The sequence below is a fragment of the Frankia sp. RB5 genome, assembly GCF_059816245.1.
This window is the reverse complement of record NZ_JCBATA010000037.1, coordinates 22,392-39,563: the sequence shown is the minus strand read 5'-3', so window position 1 is coordinate 39,563 and position 17,172 is coordinate 22,392. Positions and strand designations below refer to the sequence as shown.

The following is a 17,172-nucleotide window of genomic DNA, read 5'->3' as shown; positions in this document are numbered from 1 at the left end:
GCGCGTCCCTCGTGTCCGCGCGCGCTCCACCCGGTCGCGACAGGGCTGTCAGCCCTGCGGCGGCAGCGGCGGCGGGACGCTGGCCAGCAGCGGCGCGACCTCCGACACCTGGCCGGCGGGCGTCCACTGCGCCATCCCCGTCTTCCAGACGAGCGTGTCGTGACGCACCTCGCCGGCGCCGACCCGCTGCGCGAGCTGGGTGCGGTCGAACGGGCCGAGCTGCTGACCGTTCACGCCGACGAACCACTGCTCGGCGGTCGGCAGCGGCGGCGGCCCGGGCGGCGCGCCACCGGCCGGCGGACCCGCCTGCGGCGCCGGCTGCCCCTGATACGGCTGCTGCCCCTGGTAGGGCTGCTGGCCCTGATACGGCTGCTGCGGCTGATACGGCTGGTACTGCGGCTGGCCGGTCGCGCCGGCGGCGCGCTGGCCGAGGGCCATGCCGAGGCCGATGCCCAGGCCCTCGCCGGCGCCGCCCTGGTTGTGCGCGGCTGCCTCGATCGCCTGCGCCGTCTGGAACTGGGTGTACTGGTCGAGGTTGCCGACGATGCCCATCGAGCTGCGCCGGTCGATCGCCGCTTCGACCTCGGGCGGCAGCGAGATGTTCTCGATGATGAACTTGGGGATCGACAGGCCGACCGGAGCCAGCTCCTTGCTGAGCGCCGAGGCCAGCGCGGCGCCGATGGTGTCCTGCTGGGTGGCAAGGTCCAGCATCGGCACCCCCGAGTTGGCGAGCGCGTTGCCCAGGCGTCCGACGATGACCTGGCGCAGGTACTCCGAGACCTCCTCGGTGCGGAACTGCGGGTCCGTCCCGGCGAGCTCGCGCAGCAGCGCGGGCGGGTCGATCACCCGCAGCGCGAACGCGCCGAACGCGCGGAGCCGGACCATGCCGAACTCCTTGTCCCGGACGATGACCGGGTTCTGGGTGCCCCACTTCAGGTCCGTGAACTGCCGGGTGTTGACGAAGTAGACCTCGGCCTTGAACGGCGAGTCGAAGCCGTACTTCCAGCCCTTGAGCGTGGACAGGATCGGCATGTTCTGTGTCTTGAGGGTGTACATGCCGGGCTGGTAGGAGTCGGCGACCTGGCCCTCGTTGACGAACACTGCCGCCTGGGACTCGCGGACGGTGAGCCTGGCGCCCATCTTGATCTCGTTGTCGTGGCGCGGAAAGCGCCAGACGATCGTGTCGCGGCTGTCGTCGGTCCACTCGATGATGTCGATGAACTCGCCACGGATCGCGTCCATGAAGCCCATGCGTACTGCCTCCCCGCCGAGCTACCCGGCCGTCGCGCGAACAGGCCGTCCCACCGGCGGGCCGCCCCCCGGACAGGCCGTTCCCGCGCGGCGCGAGGCCGCCCGCTTTCGCTGTCCGGACGGCACCTTATCCCCAGATCGTGCCGTTCGGGGCGCCTGTCGTGGGGGCGACGCCGACCGTCAGATCGTCACCTGGCGCAGGCTGGTGAAGCCGCCGGCCGCCAGGGCGATCGTCAGGGCTGGACTTCCCTGCTCCAGGCGGCGAGGCCCGCGAGGAATCCCGCCCGGTCGCGGGGGGAGAGGGTGTCCAGGGCGCGCAGCAGCGGCGCCGAGCGGGTGGCGACGAAGGACTCGACCGCCGGCCGGAACTCCTCCCGCAGCGACACCAGCGTGCGGCGCCGGTTGGCCGGGTCCTCCGTGCGATCGATCAGGCCGGCCTCGCTCAGCCTTCCGACGAGCTCACTCGCGGTCGACAGCGAGACGCCCAGCAGGGCGGCCACCTCGGTGACACTGAGCCGCTGCCCGCCGGCCAGCTGGGGCAACACCGAGCCGTGCCGAGCGGTCAGTCCGTGCGCGTCGAAGGCCTGCCGCAGCTGCGGCGGCATCTCCGCGCGGGCGCGCTGGAAGTAGGCCGCCAACAACGGCACATGTCGCAGCGCCTCGCGCTCCTGCGTCGTCGGCGGGCGCGGCTGATCAGCCGTCGACACCTCCGTGCCGTCGCGGGCTCCCCGGTCTGATCGCACGCTACGATCGTAGAAGATTCGGATTTCCAAACTATTTGGCGATGTGAAGCGAGGCGGTCCGTGCGGGAGCGCCTTCCACCGAAAGGACTCGCACATGCGTTCCAGCATGGGACGCCGTCTGCTCCCCGGTCTGATGGCCGGAGTCTCCACGGCGCACATCCGATGACCCTGACGACCTATGGCGACGTGATGGCGGACGCCCTCGACCGTCTCGACGACCTCGGCTACGAGCGGGCCGGTCAGGCCGACCTGGCCAACCACGGGCCGATGGGGGCCGAGGTGCTGGCCGTCCTCGGCCACGGCGACGCGGTCCCGGGCTGGGTGGCCGCCTACCGCGCCGCGATGCCCCATCACGACCGACCGACTCGCCGCCATGACCTGGATCCGGCGGACGAGTCCTCCTGGCGGCCGGCACTCGGCGCCATCGACCGGGCTGGCGACTGGGAGTACCTGTTCCGCCGGGAGCTGGCGGCGGACCCCTGGCGAGACGTGCTGGTCCGCTGGTGGCCGCGGCTCCTGCCCGGCCTGCTGTCCCGACTGACCCATGGGTTGATCCGCACCGCGCACGCGGTCCGCGGCGTCGCCGCCGCCGACGGCGCGCCGGACCCGCGGCAGCTGACCGAGCTGGCCCGCGGGCTCGCCTACTGGGCCGCCCGCTTCACCCCTCTGCCCGGAAACCCCCGGCTCGACGGACGCCTCGACGTGGCCGCCGCCGTCGCCGCGGTGCCCCGCACGCCCGCCGACCCGGCGCTCTCACCGGGCGAGCTGCTGCGTGACCGCCTGCGCCGGCTCGACGAACAGCCCGGCTATCACGACGCCCTGACCGCGCTGCGCGCCGAGCAGGCGCAGGTGCTGCTCAGCGAGCTGACGGCGCAGTTCGCGGGCCTGTGCCTCGTCCACACCGGCTCGTCGCCGGTGCCCCTGATCCACGCCGTCACCGCACCTGCCGCCCTGCGACTCGTCCTGCCGTATCTGCCGCCGGAGCTGCACGAGCCATCCGTCGCCACCATGTGGCAGACCCACGCGGCACTGCTGATGGTGTTCACCGGCGACGCTCGCGAGGAAGGGTCCGCCCGCGCCCGGGCCGCGGAGGTCGGCGTTCCCGCGCACGACGAGCTGATCCACCGGGCCGTCGAGCACGGTGACGAACATGTCCTGAAGTTCACCGAGGCCTGCCTGCGCGAACATGCCCTCCACCCCGATCCCCGCTACCTCGCGGCTGCCACCGCCGTGCGGGACCGCATAGCCCGCTATCCCGCGCGTGCCACGAGATAGGACGGCGGGCCATCGATATCTCGACGGAGGCGGACTTCCCACAGGCGGGAAGTCCGTGCGGGAGACGGCGGCACCGTGTCGCGAACACCGTGTTTCCAGTCCTGTTTGTCCGCCTGTTCCGCGACACGGACCGGGGCGAAGCCGCGCGGATCAGCCGTCCGGGGCATCCGCGGGAGCGACGCCCGGTGGCTCGATGCCGGCGTCGAGGGCGAGGACGATGGCCGCTGCGCGGTCGCGGACCTCGAGCTTGCCGAAGATGCTGCTGACGTGGGCCTTCACAGTGCGTTCGCTCACGTGCAGGTCGGCGGCGATCTCGCGGTTGATGGCGCCCCGGGCGATCGCTCGCAGCACCTGGCGTTCGCGGTCGGACAGCCGGGCGAGGCGGCGGCGCACGCCTGGATCGGCCGACGGCGCGCGCCGCACCGCGGTGAGTAGGCGTTCGCTGGCCGCCGGGTCGATCCACGAACCGCCCGCGGCGACGAGCCGGATCGCCCGCACGATGTCGTCCGCCGGCCGGTCCTTGAGGATGAAGCCGCCGGCTCCCGCGGCCATCGCGCCCCACACGACCTCGTCCTCGGTGAACGTGGTCAGGACCAGCACGGGTGGCGGCGAACCGCGGCGGGCGAGCTCGTGCATCGCCTCGATGCCGTCCATCCTGGCCATCCGGACGTCGAGCAGGACGATGTCCGGACGCAGCGCGCGAACGGCGTCGACCACCTGGTCGCCGTCCGCGCACTCGCCGACGATCTCGATGCCCTCCTCGGCACGGAGCACCAGCGCGATCCCGGCTCGGATCAGTTCCTGGTCGTCGACGAGCAGCACCCTGATCGGCGCCGGCCGTCCCGGCCCGCCCGATGCCGATGCCGATGCCGATGCCGATGCCGCCGAGCCTGATGCCGTCGTCATGCTCCTGACTCCCGTCTGGGATCGCTGATCCTCGAGTCACCGTCCGGGACTGGCTCGGTGTCCGGTCCGCCAGCGGCCGGCGGGGTGATGCCGAGGCCCAACGGGATGCTGGCCGAGAGCCGCCACTGATCCCCGACCGCGCCGGCGGCGAACTCCCCACCGAGCGCCCGTACGCGCTCCGCCATGCCGGTCAGCCCCAGACCGGTCGGCTCGCTGGTCCGGCCCAGGCCGGTGCCGACACGACCAGTGGACGGCAGGTCGTTGTCCACGGCCACGCGGACGGCGTCGGCGCCGATCGTGACGTCCACCCGGGCCGGCATGCCGGGGGCGTGCCGGGAGACGTTGGCCAGCGACTCCCGTGCGGTCCGGAACAACACCGAACCGGCGACCGGGCCGACGTCGTCGAGGTCGCCGGTCACGCGCAGCCGCACCGGAAGGCCGCCGCGTCGGTAGCCCTCGACGAGGGCGTCCAGATCGTGGGCGTCCGGCAGCGGCCCCGAACCGCTGGCGGAGCTCCCGCCGGCCTCGCGCAGCAGACCGACGGCCTGGCGAACGCCGTTGATGCTCTCGCGCCCGACCGCCTCCGCCCTGGCGAGCGCCTCGTCGGCCGCCAGAGGGTCGCGCCCCATCGCCCGGCGCGCACCGGAGATGTTCAGCAGCACGACGGCGAGGGAGTGGGCGACCAGGTCGTGGACGTCCTGGGCGACGCGGCGGCGTTCGTCCGCGGCGGCCACCGTCGCGAGCCGGTGCTGTGCGGCGGCGAGCTGGAAGGCGAGTTCTCGCGTCCGGCGCAGGAGATATCCGGTCGCCGCCCCGTAGAGCGCGGCCGCCACCCAGATGACGGAGCCCGCGTCCAGATGCCCGCCGGCGACCTGCTCGGCCGCACCGCCGTACTCGAGGAGGGCCGACAGCCCCAGCACGCCGAGCATGGCCAGAACGTTCAGCGGCAGCGACGCGCTGCGCAGGGCGACCCAGCCGGCGACGGCGATCGGGATCAGCATGGCCAGCTTCGCTCCGCCCAGTCCGATCACCGCGCCGACGGCGCCGAAGCTCACGGCGACCACCAGCACTGGTGGCAGGCGCACCCCCGCGGCTTCGAGTGCGAACGGCGCGATCGCGAGACCGACGAGACCGAGCAGCCTGACATCCGGCGCGACCGAGATCGCGCTGAGCGCCGCCATCACCCCGATGATCCCGTAGACGAGCAGGTTGGCGATCTGGACAGTGCGCAGTACCGCCGCGATGGCGGCGACCCGCTCCGGATCCGGCTCCGGTCCTCTGGTCGTCACCGAGCCCACCGCCCGTTCCCGCCGCGCTCGTCTGACCTGCACGATACGTGGCCACATCACGGCCGCGCCGCCCTGCCGGTGGAGCCGTCGTGGCCGGTCCGACGCACGGCACGGGACGCCCGTCGGCCTGGCGTCACAGGCCGGCGAGCATGCCGCCGTCCACCACGACGGACGTCCCGGTCAGGAAGCTCATGTCCGGGGAGGCCAGGGCGAGCGCGGCCGCGGCCATCTCCTCGGGGCGCGCCAGCCGCCGCAGCGCGTCGACGTTGGCCGCCCCGAACGCCGCCTTCGCCTGCGCCCACTGGGCGTCGGTGACATTCGGGGGCCGCCGCGCGTCGGCGAGCCCCGTGTCGGTGGTGCCGGGCGAGAGCGCGGCGACCCGGATCCCGTCCGGGCCGTAGTCGAGCGCGGCCGTGCGCACGATTCCGGTGACGCCGCCCTTGCTCGCCGAGTAGGCGCCGAGGCCGGGGCGGCTCGCGAACTCGTTCGCCGACCCCGTCACGACGATGACGCCACCGCCGGACCGTTTCAGATGTGGCACCTCGTACTTGATGGCCAGGAAGACCCCCCGGGTGTTGGTGTGCGTGACGTCGTCCCACTCGTTGACGGTGAGCTCGTGCATCGGTTTCGCGATCTGGATGCCGGCGTTGTTGAACGCGACGTGCAGCCCGCCGTACAGCTGGGCGACCCGGTTCACGAACGACTCGACCTGCGCGGGGACGCGCACATCGGCCTTGATGTAGGTCGCCGTGCCGCCCGCGGCCCGGATCTCGCGTTCGACCTGACGCCCGAGGTTCTCGCGACGGCCGCAGAAACCGACCTTCGCGCCCTCACGGGCGAAGGCGATCGCCGCCGCCCGCCCGATCCCGGACGTCGCACCCGTGATGACGACGACCTTGTTCGCGAACCGCCGCATCGGTGCCGGCGGCGGCGCGGCCTGGGCGGCGGCGGCCGGGGTGGGAGACAGGGCCGTGCTGGCCAGCTCGGCGGTCAGGCCGGCGGCCGCGCCGGTGAGCAGGAGGCGGCGCCCGAGGGTGGGCGTCCTGCCGTCGTCGTCGCTCATATCGCCTCTCGGTGCGTCTGGTGATTGTTCGGACGCACCGAGTAGCTCACACATCGCCAGTGTGCCGCATCGCGCTGGAGGTCATGGCGTTCCGCCGCCTGGTCCATCGACGACGCGGCCGCTGGGACAGTCTGGGATTGGACCCTGGCACACCCCCGACGGGTGGACGCCAGCCGCCGGCGGGGTGTCAGTCCTGCGGGTTCCAGGTCCAGGCGGGCACCTCGCGGATGGGGTGCAGATCGGCGTCGGTGGCGGCGCGGGAGTTCTGCTGCGCGACCTGGGCGCCGAACTCGACGTGCTCGCGCACCGCCGCGCGGAAGGGCGCGTCGTCGGGCAGCCCGGCCTCGTCCAACACCGTCAGGTACATCTCGACGAACCGCTCGCGCTGCTCGTCGGTGATCTGGAGGCCGCGGTGCACATCGATCAGGTTCTGGAACCCGACCTCGCGGGTGTAGCGGTCCGGCCCGCCGAACGACTCCGCGGTGAACCAGGTGAGATGGTCGACGTGGGTCGGCACCCGCTCGCGGAAGACCGTGCTGAGCACCGGATCCGCCAGCGCCCGCTGGTAGAACAGCTCCTCGAGCCGGTGCAGGGCGGCGTCCCCGCCGGCGTGCTCGTACAGCGTCTCCGGCACTTCGTGGCTCTCCGGCACGGTTTGGCTCTCCGTCATGTCGCCGTGGGTCTCCGTCCCGTCGTGGTCCGGTCGTCGCGGTGAGGTCGCCGCCGCGCTGTCCCGCACGGTACCTGGATGGAACGCTAGGGCGATGTCCGCGGTCGGGGAAACAGAACTTTTCGGTGGCGCCACAGCCGACGCCGGTCGATCGTCCGAGCCGTCCGCCGGCGCGCGCGTCGACCTGCGGCTGCTGGACTACTTTGTCGCCGTCGCCGAGGAGCTGAACTTCACCCGCGCCGCGCGCCGGCTGAACGTGGCCCAGCAGTCGCTCAGCAGCGCGATCGCGCGGCTGGAGACGCAGGTGGGATTCGCCCTGTTCGAGCGTTCCAGCCGTGCCGTCGGGCTCACCGAGGCCGGGACGCGCTGGCTGCCGCACGCGCGCGACCTGCTCGCCGCCGCCGACCAGTGTGCGCGGGTCGCGCGGGACATCGCTGCCGGCGTGGCGGCCACGCTGCGCATTGGTCTGGCGGCCACCGCTGCCGTCGAGATCACCCCGAGACTGCTGAACGCCTACGCCCGGCGGTATCCCGACGTCCAGCTCGTCACCACGCATCACGGTTTCGAGGACCCGACCGGCGGACTGGTCAACCGGACCAGCGACGTCGCGATCGTCCGGCCGCCGTTCACCGGCCTCGGGCCCGGTTCCGGGTTGGAACTGCTCGTGGTCGCCACGGAGGCGAGGTTCGTGGCCCTGGAGGCCGCACATCCGCTCGCGAGCCGGCGCAGCGTGACGTTCGACGAGATCGCCGACCTGCCCTGGATCGACATCGTCGGGTCGGATCCCGTCTGGTGCGGCTTCTGGCGGGCCAGCGAGCGGCGCACCCGGCCGCCCCGGATCGGCGCGCGCGGCCGCACACTGGACGACCTGCTCGACGCCGCCCGCAGCGGCCAGGCAGTCGGCCTTGTCCCCGCCTCGATCGCCCTCGCCCAGCGCTGGCCTGGGCTGGCCTTCGTCGAGGTCACCGACCTACCCGGCTCGGACATCGCCCTGGCCTGGCACTCCACCGGCCTCCCGGCGCCCGCCCGCGACCTTGTGGACCTTGCCGCCGCGTTCCTCACCAGCGAGGACGACCGCCGCTGACGTGGACCGCCGAGGCTGTCCGCGCGGCGGTCCAGTGCGATGTTGGCGATCAGGCGGTGTTCCTGGACGGTGCGCTCGTCAGATCGGCGCCGAGTGAATGGCGAGGAGGATCAGGGGCCGAAGGCGTCGAGGCTCGGGAGCGCGGCTCCGCGCTGGTCGAACATGGCCAGATTCGCCGCAGGGGGTGCCTCGCCGGGTTTCGGGGGGACGGTGAGCCAGCCGGGTTCCCAGGCGAGGAACCCCAGGCCGCGGCCGTCGGGTACCTCCCGCAGGAGCTGGCGCAGCTGTGCGAAGTACCGTTCCTGCCCCTGCGGGTTCGGCGGGAGTGTGTGCGCGTCCGGAAGCTGGTCCGCCGAGGTGACCCAGTCGCCCGGCTTCGCGCCGGCCAACGTCCACGGGTAGGCGGTCTCCGTGATCAGGATCTTTCGCTGGTAACGCGTGGCGAGGACGTTGAGATTCCCCCGCAGGCTCGCCAGCGAGCCGTTCCAGAACGGGTAGTAGCTCAGGCCGATGATGTCGAACGACGTCACGCCGGCCTGGATCAGACTGTCAAAGAAATACCGCGAACGGCCGAGGTCACCGCCGCTGTCGATGTGCAGGACGACTGGCAGGGACGTCCTTGACGCGCCGGCGCGCGCACCCTCGATGGCGCTGTTCACCAGGGCGGCGAGGTTCGACCATTCGGTGGGTGTTCCGTCCCGGACCGAACCCAGTGGCCAGAGCATTCCGTTGGTGATCTCGTTACCGATCTGGATCATGTCGATCGGGGTGCCCTGGGCGGCGAACCTCGCCACGAGGTCGTGGGTGTAAGTCCTGACGGTGGCGGTCATGGCGGCGAGATCGGCGCCGCGCCAGGCCGCGGGTGGCTGCTGCGCGTGCGGATCCGCCCAGAAATCGGAGTACTGCGGCGCCAGGAGAATCTTCAGGCCGGCTTTCCTGGCTCGCCGGGCCAGTGACAGGGCCGATTGTTCGTCGCTGTATCCGGCGGGCGGATTCACCCACACCCGCAGTCTCGCGTAGGTTCCGCCGCGGCCGGCGATGATCCGCTCCAGGGGAAGCTGCCGACCGCCGTCGGAGAGCGTCGTCCCGGCGGCCTCCTCCTGGCGGGTGAACGAGATATCCGCGCCACGAACGGACAGGACGTCGGACGGGCTCGCCGTGCGCGACTGAAGGAGCAGGAACAACGCCGCCACCATGGCGACGGCCACCGCCGCGATCGCCAGATGGGCCACCCGCACTCGTCCCCCGCCCCGAGATGTCCGCTTTCTACTGCAATGGCCGATCCTGACGTCGGTCGATGCCGAGAGTAGCCCAGGCAAATCTCCTACTCGCAGAGTCGCGGTTCGGTCGCTTTCTGTCGAGAAGTTGTCATGTGCTGGACGATGTCATAGTGTCCCATTCTGTCCGAGACAGGTCGACCGTCAGGCGACCTTCCGTCGGACCCGGGGGGCGCATCGTGGGGCGAGCCGACGTGTCAACAGGTCATTCTTCCGGTCGACCGTTTGTGACCTGATCACTCTCGGTTCCGGTTAGGATCAATGGCTTTCGGATCTTTGGTGCCCTTCGATGGCGCAGGTCGATCGCCTTCTCAAACTGCGTGAACGGACCTGATTGCGGGCCTGCTGGGCCTGCGGGACGTCCTTGCCGGGCCGGCGGGACCGCCGCCGGCCGTTTCTTCGTCGCGCATTTATCCGCGTGCTGATCATGGGGGAGAGCGGTGCGGAACGCGCTGCGTGAGGACACGTCGGCGGACCATCCGTCCACGGGTGTGGGGCAGCTGACTATTCCGCTCCAGTACCGCCTGCCGGAGCGCGACCACCCGGACGGCCCGCACCGAGGGGCGGTGGCCCGGGTCCAGGCGGCCAAGGTGCTGGACCGGCGGCAGACATGGCAGTATCGCCTGATTCTCGCGGTCTGGCTCGGTGCCGTCGTCTTCTTCTGGCAGTGGTGGCTCCAGGCCAGCAACGTTGGCTCGCTGCCGTTGTTCGTGCTCATGTCGCTCTCCTTCTTCTACGTCGGCACCTTTTTGTCCACCATGTACATGGTGTTCGTGGGGAACATGCGCCGGCCGGTACCCGTGCCGGTGCGGCAGGCGGAGCGCGCCAGCCGGATCGGTCGGGTGGCCGTCATCAGCCTGACCGTCCCCGGCTCCGAGTCGCTGGAGATCGTGCACCGCCAGCTGGTCGCGATGAGCCGGATCAGGTACCCGCACGACAGTTGGATCCTCGTCGACAAGGTCCACTCGCCGGAGATACAGAAGCTCGCCGGTGACATGGGAGTGCGGTACTTCTGCCGGCATGACCAGGGCCGCTGGGGAAAAGCCGGCGTCGTTGGCTGGAACCGAAGGTTCCCACCGTTCCAGCGCAAGACGAAGGCCGGCAATGTCAACAGCTGGCTGGACGCCCACGGCCATCGCTACACGCACTTCACCCAGCTCGACATCGACCACATTCCGAATACCGACTACCTGGACCAGGTCCTCGGCTACTTCGCCGATCCCGTGGTGAAGTGGGTGCAGGCACCGAGCGTCTACGGCAACTTCGAGTACTGGACGGCCCGGGGCGCGGCCGAGCAGGAGCTGGGGCTCCAGGGCCCGCTCCAGATGGGTTTCTACGGATTCTCCCGGACGCCGTTCATCATCGGCAGCCACTGCACGTACGACACGGCCGCGATCCTGGAGATCGGCGGATTCCAGCCGACCCGGGCGGAGGATCATCTCGACACCGTCTGCCTCGCGGCGCGCGGCTACGAAGGGGTTTTCGTTCCCGATGTTCTCGCGGTCGGCGACGGGCCCGAGACGTTCGAGACCTACCTGTCGCAGCAGTTCGCGTGGGCGTACTCGATGATCGAGGTGCTGCTGCGCCACACGCCGCGGCTGCTGCGGCGATACCGGCCGCGCCAGGCGCTGCAGTTCCTGTTCGCGCAGACCTGGTACACGTTCTGGTCGCTGTCGATGCTGATACTGTTCGTGCTGCCGCTGGCCGCGCTGGTCCTGGACTGGCGCATCGCGCGGGTCCATTACCTGGACTTCCTGGCCCACAGCGTGCCGATCACCGTCGCCGCGACGCTGATCTGGATGTGGAGCCGACCCTGGCACGTGCCCGCCGGCATCCGCCTGACCTGGCGCGGGGTGGTGCTGCACGCCGCCCGCTGGGTCATCGTCCTGTCGGCGCTCGTCCAGGTCATCCTGCGGGTCAAGAAGCCCTACATGATCACGAAGAAGGGTGTCGGTGCGGACGGCGCGGCCCTTCCGCTGGGGCTGGTGGCGCCCTACATCGCCATGGTGGTGCTACCGCTCGCATCCTGCTGGTACTACCTGGCCGTGTACGGCTCGGGTGCCACGGCGGGCTATCTCCTGTTCGCCTTGCAGGACGCGCTGGTGTTCCTGCTGGTGCTGGTGTTCGTCCTGGCGCAGGAGGTGCGTTCCGCGGCGGCCGGTGAGCCCCGCCTCGCCGCCCGGCTGCGCTGCCAGAGCCGTCCGCTGGCGACGACGACAACGCTCACGGTCGCGCTGGTCGCCACCGCGGTCGCCTGCTGGCCTCCGCTGTGGACGGCCATCTCCTCGTGGTGACGAAGTGACCGGGGGGACATGACCTCGTCCGGCGCGGCGGCGCCGCCCCGGACGCGGACCCGGCCCAGTGCTGGCTTCGCGACACGATTCGCGCCGCCATCACCCAGCCGCGGGTCATGGAGGTGCCGCCGCGCGTTTTCTGATTGTCAGGGTGCTACAAAGGGCCATGGCGATGTTGACGCGTGGCGCCCGGCTGGCGGGCCTCGTTCCGCTGGTCCTCGCGGCCGCGGCCTGCGCCGGAACCGGCGTGTACGGAGCCGCCGGCGGAGCCGGCGACAACCCCGGAACACCTGGCGGAACTGCCACCGTGGCGCTGCGGGTGGACCGAATCGGCGGATTCGTGACACCGGCGATGCTGGCCACCCGGCTGCCGGTGTTGGCGGTCTATTCCGATGGCCGGGTGATCGACGAAGGCCCGCAGATCGAGATTTTCCCGCCACCGGCGCTGCCGAACATTCAGCTTCGGCGAATCTCGGGTGCCGATGTGCGCCGGCTTGTCGACCGGGCGGTCGCCTCCGGCGTCGCCGCGGAACGGGACTTCGGTCAGCCTCCCATCGCGGACGCCCCGTCGACCCGGTTCACCATCCAGACCGCGGACGGCATCCGGACGGCGGAGGTGCCCGCGCTGCTCGAGGCGGACGGCTCCGGGCTGACGGCCCACCAGCGTTCGGCGCGGCGGACGGCCCGAAGTCTGTACGACGCGCTCACCGACCTGCCGGGCACGCTCGGGGCGGGCTCGGTCAGTGAGTCGAGGCCGTATGCGCCGACCGCGGTGGCCGCGATCTCCGAGCCATGGACCGAGCCCTGCTCGCCCTCGGCGCCAGCCCTGTCTCCGTCCCCTGCTTCGAGCGCAGCCGCATCGCCGGCGCCGGGTGCGGCCGCGGGTGCGTCGCCGTCGGCTGGCGGCGCGCCGGACGGCTCGTGTGGCGCGGACCCGACGCGTCAGAGCCCGCGGCCCTGGCCCGGGCCGACGCTGCCAGGCGAACCGCTGGGGGACGGCGTCGGCCTGAGCTGCGTGACGGCTGACGGCGACCGGGCCACGGCGCTGCTGGCCGCGGCGCGCACGGCGGCCACGACCACGCCGTGGACATCGGGTGGCAGGCAGTGGCGGGTGAGCCTGCGCCCCCTGCTGCCGGAGGAGTCCAGCTGCGCGGACCTGCGGGCGGGCGGCTGAACCGCTGTCGGCTCGTGGCGGACAGGCCGCCCGGAGCGCCGTCCGGACAGCAGCCCGCCGCGTGATCAGGACCGGGTGAAGGTCACGTGGGTGACGCCGCTCGGGGTGGTCACCGACTCGACCGCGAAGCGCTTCTCCACGCCTTCCAGACCGTCCCAGAGCCGCACACCGCGGCCGAGGATGATCGGCACGACGACGTGCAGGTGGTCGATCAGGTCCGCGGCGAGGAACTCGTGGACGGTCGTTGGTCCGCCGCCGATGCGCACGTCCAGGCTGTCGGCCGCCTCGCGGGCCTGGCGCAGTGCCTCGGCGGGGGTGGCGTCGAGGAAGTGGAAGGTCGTCCCGCCTGCCATCGCCAGCGGTGGGCGGGGATGGTGGGTGAGTACGAACACCGGAGTGTGGAACGGGGGCTCGTCGCCCCACCAGCCCGTCCAGCCGTCGTCCGGCCAGGGGCCGCGCTGCGGGCCGAACTTGTTGCGCCGTTGCGAGTCATAAGGCATGAGTAAGCCTCTGTCTCGCAGCCGCCTCTTGCGGGGCGGCGGTCCCGGTCTGACCGGCCGTGGCCGTGCCGGGTTCCCGTTTCACGGCCACCGGCCCGCTTACGCGGGTCTTATGGTCGGCTCCACGGGCGTTTACCGTCTCCGACCCACTGTCGGCGACGAGGTTACGTAGATTGACCGCGGCGTTGGCGTCGCGGTCGCCTGCCAGTCCGCAGGACTGGCAGGCGAAGGTGCGGTCCGACAGGGTCAGGCTTGGGTTTCGCCAGCCGCAGCCGGAACACGTCTTCGACGATGGGTACCAGCGGTCCGCGATGTGCAGCCGCGAGCCGTACCAGCCGGTTTTGTAGGTGAGCTGGCGGCGGATCTCGGCCATCCCCGTGTCGGCCACGGCGCGGGAGAGCCGCCGGTTACGCACCATCCCGGCTACGTGCAGATCCTCGACGACGATCGTGTCGTAGGACCGGGCGAGCCGGGTGGTGAGCTTGTGCAGCCCATCGCGGCGCTGGTGGGCGACGTGAGCGTGGATCGTCGCGAGTCGGGCCGCGCGCTGCCGGCGGCCGGCGCTGCCCGGTTTCGACCGGGCGTAGGCCCGCGACGCTTTTCGCAGCGAGCGGGTCAGCGGCTTCGGGTTGGCGACCTGCTCGCCGGTCGAGAGCACGGCAAGGTGCTTCACGCCCGCGTCGACGCCGACCGTACCGCCGGCACGCTGCCGGGGCGACGGGCTCTCGGGAACGTCGCGGTCGACCTGCACGGTGAACGACACGAACCAGCGGCCGGCGGTCCGGGACACGGTCGCGCCGAGCAGCCGCGCCGTCGGCGAGCCGTGAGGTGAGCGCGCCCATCGGCTCGTGGACCTTCACCCGACCGATCCGGGGCAGCTTCACATACCGGTCACCGGCCGGGCCGTAGGCACCGGTCGTGTACCGGAACGAGCCCCGGGCCTTCCCGCGCTTTTTGAACCGGGGGAAACCGACCCGACGGCCCCCACGGGCGCCCTTCCTCGAGTCGGAGAAGTTCTTCAACGCGCGGGCGAGACGGTCCAGCCCGGCCGAGTACGCCTCCTTCGAACACTCGCCCCACCACGGCGCGACATCATGCTTGGCCGTGTTCCACGCCAGCCGCAGCGCGGGCAGCGTCCACGGCACCGGCGTGAGCTGATCGCCGCCCTGGCCGTACGACATCTCGGCGTCGCGCTGAGCGAACGCGGCCTTCACCCGGGCCACACCCCAGTTGTAGGCGAACCGGGCCACCCCGGCGTGACGGGACAGCTTCACGGCCTGGGCGTCGTTCGGGTCGAGCGCGAACCGATACGCCTGCAGCGTCCTCACCCGGCGTCCTCGGTCGCGGCGGCGACCGCCCGGCGGGCACGATCCGCGGCGGTCTGGCGGCCGTACAACCGGGCGCACAGCGACGTCAGGATCTCCGTCATGTCCCGGACCAGATCATCGTCGACCTCGGCCGGGTCGACCACCAGCAGCCGCCGGCCCTGCGCGGACAGCACGGCCTCGACATCCTCGGCGCCGAACCGAGCGAACCTGTCGCGGTGCTCCACGACGATCGTGCTCACCCCCGGGTCGCCCAGCGACGCGAACAACTTCCCGCGGTCGCCGTTCAACACCGAACCGACCTCGGTGACGACCCGGCCAACAGGTAGGCCCTGCCCGGCCGCCCATACGGTGACCCGGGCGACCTGCCGGTCCAGGTCGGCCTTCTGGTCAGCGGACGACACCCGGGCGTACACCGCCGTCACACCGGATGGCACCAGCCGTGTCTCGACGTCGCCGACCAGAATCAGGCCGCCAACCTTGCGGGCGGGGACCGGGAGCGTGCCAGCCGCGTACCAGCGCCGGGCGGTCACGTACGCGACGCCCTGCGACTCGGCCCACTCCTTCAGGTTCACCTGACCATTATAGGCGCCTGGAGCAGCCTATTGAGTGCTGCTAGTCAGCAGTTCACAACCCTGCCGGTTGGAGGGTTCCGGCGCACCGCGTCGAGTGCCAACGTGAGCAGACGGTCAGCCTGACCGACATCATCGCTGCGGGCAGTGGCGAGGGCGATCCCGACGACGAGCTGGATGAGGTCACTCGAACTCAGGTCCGGGCGGGCTGCCCCGGTCCGCTGGGCGTGGCCAAGGAGGTCGGCGGCCGCGTCCGTGATGACCCGGTGACAGTCGACGGCCGACGCCTCGGGGCCCTCCAGCATGAAGGCGCCGGCGAGCCCCTGGTTGAGGCGTGCGTGGTCGAGGAGCAGCCGCAGCCAGGCGGCCAGTGCGTCGCCCGGGGACTCGTTGGCGGACAGCTCCGCCGCCCGCCGGCACAACGTCTCGATGCGGCTGGCGAGGACGGCCCGCAGCAGGGCGGCGCGCGTCGGGAAGTGCCGGTAGAGGGTTCCCTGCCCGACGCCGGCGCGGCGAGCGATCTCGACCAGGGATGCGTCGGGTCCGGCTTCGTCGAACGTCTCGCGCGCGACGGCGAGCAGGTGTTCTCGGTTGCGCCGAGCGTCGGCGCGGGTGGGGCGTTGCGCGGGAGTGCGCCCAGCCGTCATCATCCCTCCCTTCCGTCGCCGGACATGGACAAACGGACATGCTGTCCGTATCTTAGTCACGAATAAGCGGACAGACTATCCGCTTAGTGGCTGAAGATCGAAGGGTAGCGATGGACGAGGATCAGAGGCACGCGCTCGGTCAAGTCGGCATCTGGACGATGGCGTTCGACGGTCAGCCCGTCGGTCGCGTGCGGGAGGCCGCCGCGGAGATCGAGGAGCTGGGCTACGGCGCGATCTGGTTCGGGGAGTCATTTGGCCGTGACACGGCGAGCCAGGCGTGGCTGCTGCTGTCGGCCACCCAGCGGATCACCGTCGCGTCGGGCATCGCGCACATCGCGTTTCGCGACCCGATCGCCATGGCGACCATGACCCGCGCGTTGGGCGAGGCATTCCCAGGGCGTTATCTCCTCGGCCTCGGCGGACATCGAGTCGACGACACCATCCACACCCTGGACGGCTACCCCCTACCCGCGTCGGGTCGGGCGGTGTCGTCCATGGCCTCCTACCTGGCGGCCATGGACGCGGTCCCCGTCCACGGCCCGTCGCCACGCCCGGCCCCGCGTCGGGTGCTGGCCGCGCTCGGTCCGAAGATGTTGTCGCTGGCAGCGGAACGGACCTGGGGGGCGCACCCGTACTTCGTGCCCGTCGAACACACCCGGAGGGCACGAGAGATCATGGGCTCGGCGGCGTTCCTCGGCGTCGAGCAGGCGGTCGTGCTGGACTCCGACGCCGACCGGGCCCGCGAGGTCGCCACGGCGCACGTCGGTGCCTACGGGTCCATGGCTGCGCACCACGCCGCGAACATCCGGCGGCTGGGCTTCGATGAGACCGACATCGCCGGCCCCAGCCGTCGACTGGTCGACGCGATCGTCGCCCATGGAGATGCCCAGGTGATTCAGGACCGCGTACGTCAGCACTTCGACGCGGGCGCGGACCACGTGTGCGTTCAGATCCTCACCGCGGACCCCGCCACGCTGCCGGACCGCGAATGGCGTGAGCTCGCCCCGGTCCTGCGCGGCCTGGCGCCCATGTCGTAGGAGGTGTGGGCAGGTCGACCAGTTCCAGATCGGCAGGAGGGCCGAACCGCGCGGCCATGATCGCC

The 17,172-nt window shown here is 71.4% G+C and carries 15 protein-coding genes and 1 pseudogene; 5 read left to right on the top strand and 11 right to left on the bottom strand.

Annotation, left to right across the window (positions count from 1 at the left end; translation table 11 throughout):
* Positions 1-48: 48 nt before the first annotated feature.
* Positions 49-1,251 (bottom strand): SPFH domain-containing protein, encoded by a 1,203-nt coding sequence (locus AC6EXY_RS19685; RefSeq protein ID WP_101835962.1) that lies wholly within the window; start codon positions 1,249-1,251, stop codon positions 49-51.
* Positions 1,252-1,484: 233 nt separating this feature from the next.
* Complete coding sequence (locus tag AC6EXY_RS19680) at positions 1,485-1,994, bottom strand: MarR family winged helix-turn-helix transcriptional regulator (protein WP_243408128.1); 510 nt, start codon at positions 1,992-1,994, stop codon at positions 1,485-1,487.
* A 162-nt stretch (positions 1,995-2,156) separates the two neighbouring features.
* On the opposite strand from AC6EXY_RS19680, the gene AC6EXY_RS19675 reads away from it, so the two are divergent.
* Entirely contained in the window at positions 2,157-3,269 is a 1,113-nt protein-coding gene (locus AC6EXY_RS19675; protein WP_101835960.1) for a questin oxidase family protein, read from the top strand.
* 150 nt (positions 3,270-3,419) lie between these two features.
* On the opposite strand, the gene AC6EXY_RS19670 is transcribed toward AC6EXY_RS19675, so the two are convergent.
* From AC6EXY_RS19670 to AC6EXY_RS19655, 4 genes are all read right to left on the bottom strand, one after another.
* Positions 3,420-4,175, bottom strand: a complete 756-nt coding sequence (locus AC6EXY_RS19670; protein WP_101835958.1) for a response regulator transcription factor — start codon at positions 4,173-4,175, stop codon at positions 3,420-3,422.
* On the bottom strand, positions 4,172-5,464 hold the full coding sequence (locus AC6EXY_RS19665) for a sensor histidine kinase (RefSeq protein WP_243408127.1): 1,293 nt from the start codon (positions 5,462-5,464) through the stop codon (positions 4,172-4,174). The genes AC6EXY_RS19670 and AC6EXY_RS19665 overlap by 4 nt, the downstream gene beginning before the upstream one ends.
* 133 nt (positions 5,465-5,597) lie before the next feature.
* Positions 5,598-6,527 (bottom strand): SDR family NAD(P)-dependent oxidoreductase, encoded by a 930-nt coding sequence (locus AC6EXY_RS19660; RefSeq protein WP_101835954.1) that lies wholly within the window; start codon positions 6,525-6,527, stop codon positions 5,598-5,600.
* A 187-nt stretch (positions 6,528-6,714) separates the two neighbouring features.
* A complete protein-coding gene (locus AC6EXY_RS19655) occupies positions 6,715-7,197 on the bottom strand; it encodes a group II truncated hemoglobin (RefSeq protein WP_101835990.1) in 483 nt (160 codons plus the stop codon).
* A gap of 94 nt (positions 7,198-7,291) precedes the next feature.
* Here AC6EXY_RS19655 and AC6EXY_RS19650 point away from each other — a divergent pair, with 94 nt between their 5' ends.
* Positions 7,292-8,281, top strand: coding sequence for a LysR family transcriptional regulator (locus AC6EXY_RS19650; protein ID WP_101835952.1), 990 nt, complete (start codon positions 7,292-7,294; stop codon positions 8,279-8,281).
* A 110-nt stretch (positions 8,282-8,391) separates the two neighbouring features.
* Here the strand turns inward: AC6EXY_RS19650 and AC6EXY_RS19645 are convergent, their stop codons facing one another.
* The gene (locus AC6EXY_RS19645) at positions 8,392-9,513 is read right to left on the bottom strand and encodes a glycoside hydrolase family 53 protein (protein ID WP_243408126.1); all 1,122 of its coding nucleotides are present in this window, start codon (positions 9,511-9,513) and stop codon (positions 8,392-8,394) included.
* A gap of 485 nt (positions 9,514-9,998) precedes the next feature.
* On the opposite strand from AC6EXY_RS19645, the gene AC6EXY_RS19640 reads away from it, so the two are divergent.
* Together AC6EXY_RS19640 and AC6EXY_RS19635 are read left to right on the top strand one after the other, a co-directional pair.
* On the top strand, positions 9,999-11,852 hold the full coding sequence (locus tag AC6EXY_RS19640; RefSeq protein WP_101835950.1) for a glycosyltransferase family 2 protein: 1,854 nt from the start codon (positions 9,999-10,001) through the stop codon (positions 11,850-11,852).
* 172 nt (positions 11,853-12,024) lie between these two features.
* Entirely contained in the window at positions 12,025-13,026 is a 1,002-nt protein-coding gene (locus AC6EXY_RS19635; protein ID WP_499842384.1) for a cold shock domain-containing protein, read from the top strand.
* Positions 13,027-13,091: 65 nt separating this feature from the next.
* Here the strand turns inward: AC6EXY_RS19635 and AC6EXY_RS19630 are convergent, their stop codons facing one another.
* The 4 genes and pseudogenes from AC6EXY_RS19630 to AC6EXY_RS19615 form a co-directional block, all read right to left on the bottom strand.
* Positions 13,092-13,526 carry a dihydrofolate reductase family protein gene (locus tag AC6EXY_RS19630; RefSeq protein ID WP_499817729.1) on the bottom strand — a complete coding sequence of 145 codons (435 nt, stop codon included), beginning with the start codon at positions 13,524-13,526 and terminating at the stop codon, positions 13,092-13,094.
* Positions 13,516-14,854: pseudogene (tnpB, locus tag AC6EXY_RS19625) on the bottom strand (IS607 family element RNA-guided endonuclease TnpB). Before tnpB ends, AC6EXY_RS19630 begins: the two are co-directional and overlap by 11 nt.
* Positions 14,851-15,426, bottom strand: coding sequence for an IS607 family transposase (locus tag AC6EXY_RS19620; protein WP_499817730.1), 576 nt, complete (start codon positions 15,424-15,426; stop codon positions 14,851-14,853). Before AC6EXY_RS19620 ends, tnpB begins: the two are co-directional and overlap by 4 nt.
* Positions 15,427-15,470: 44 nt before the next feature.
* Entirely contained in the window at positions 15,471-16,070 is a 600-nt protein-coding gene (locus AC6EXY_RS19615; protein ID WP_207770404.1) for a TetR/AcrR family transcriptional regulator, read from the bottom strand.
* A 110-nt stretch (positions 16,071-16,180) separates the two neighbouring features.
* Between AC6EXY_RS19615 and AC6EXY_RS19610 the strand changes: the two genes are divergently transcribed.
* Positions 16,181-17,107: a TIGR03620 family F420-dependent LLM class oxidoreductase gene (locus AC6EXY_RS19610; protein WP_101833087.1), complete on the top strand. Its 927-nt coding sequence runs from the start codon at positions 16,181-16,183 to the stop codon at positions 17,105-17,107.
* Positions 17,108-17,172 lie beyond the last annotated feature (65 nt).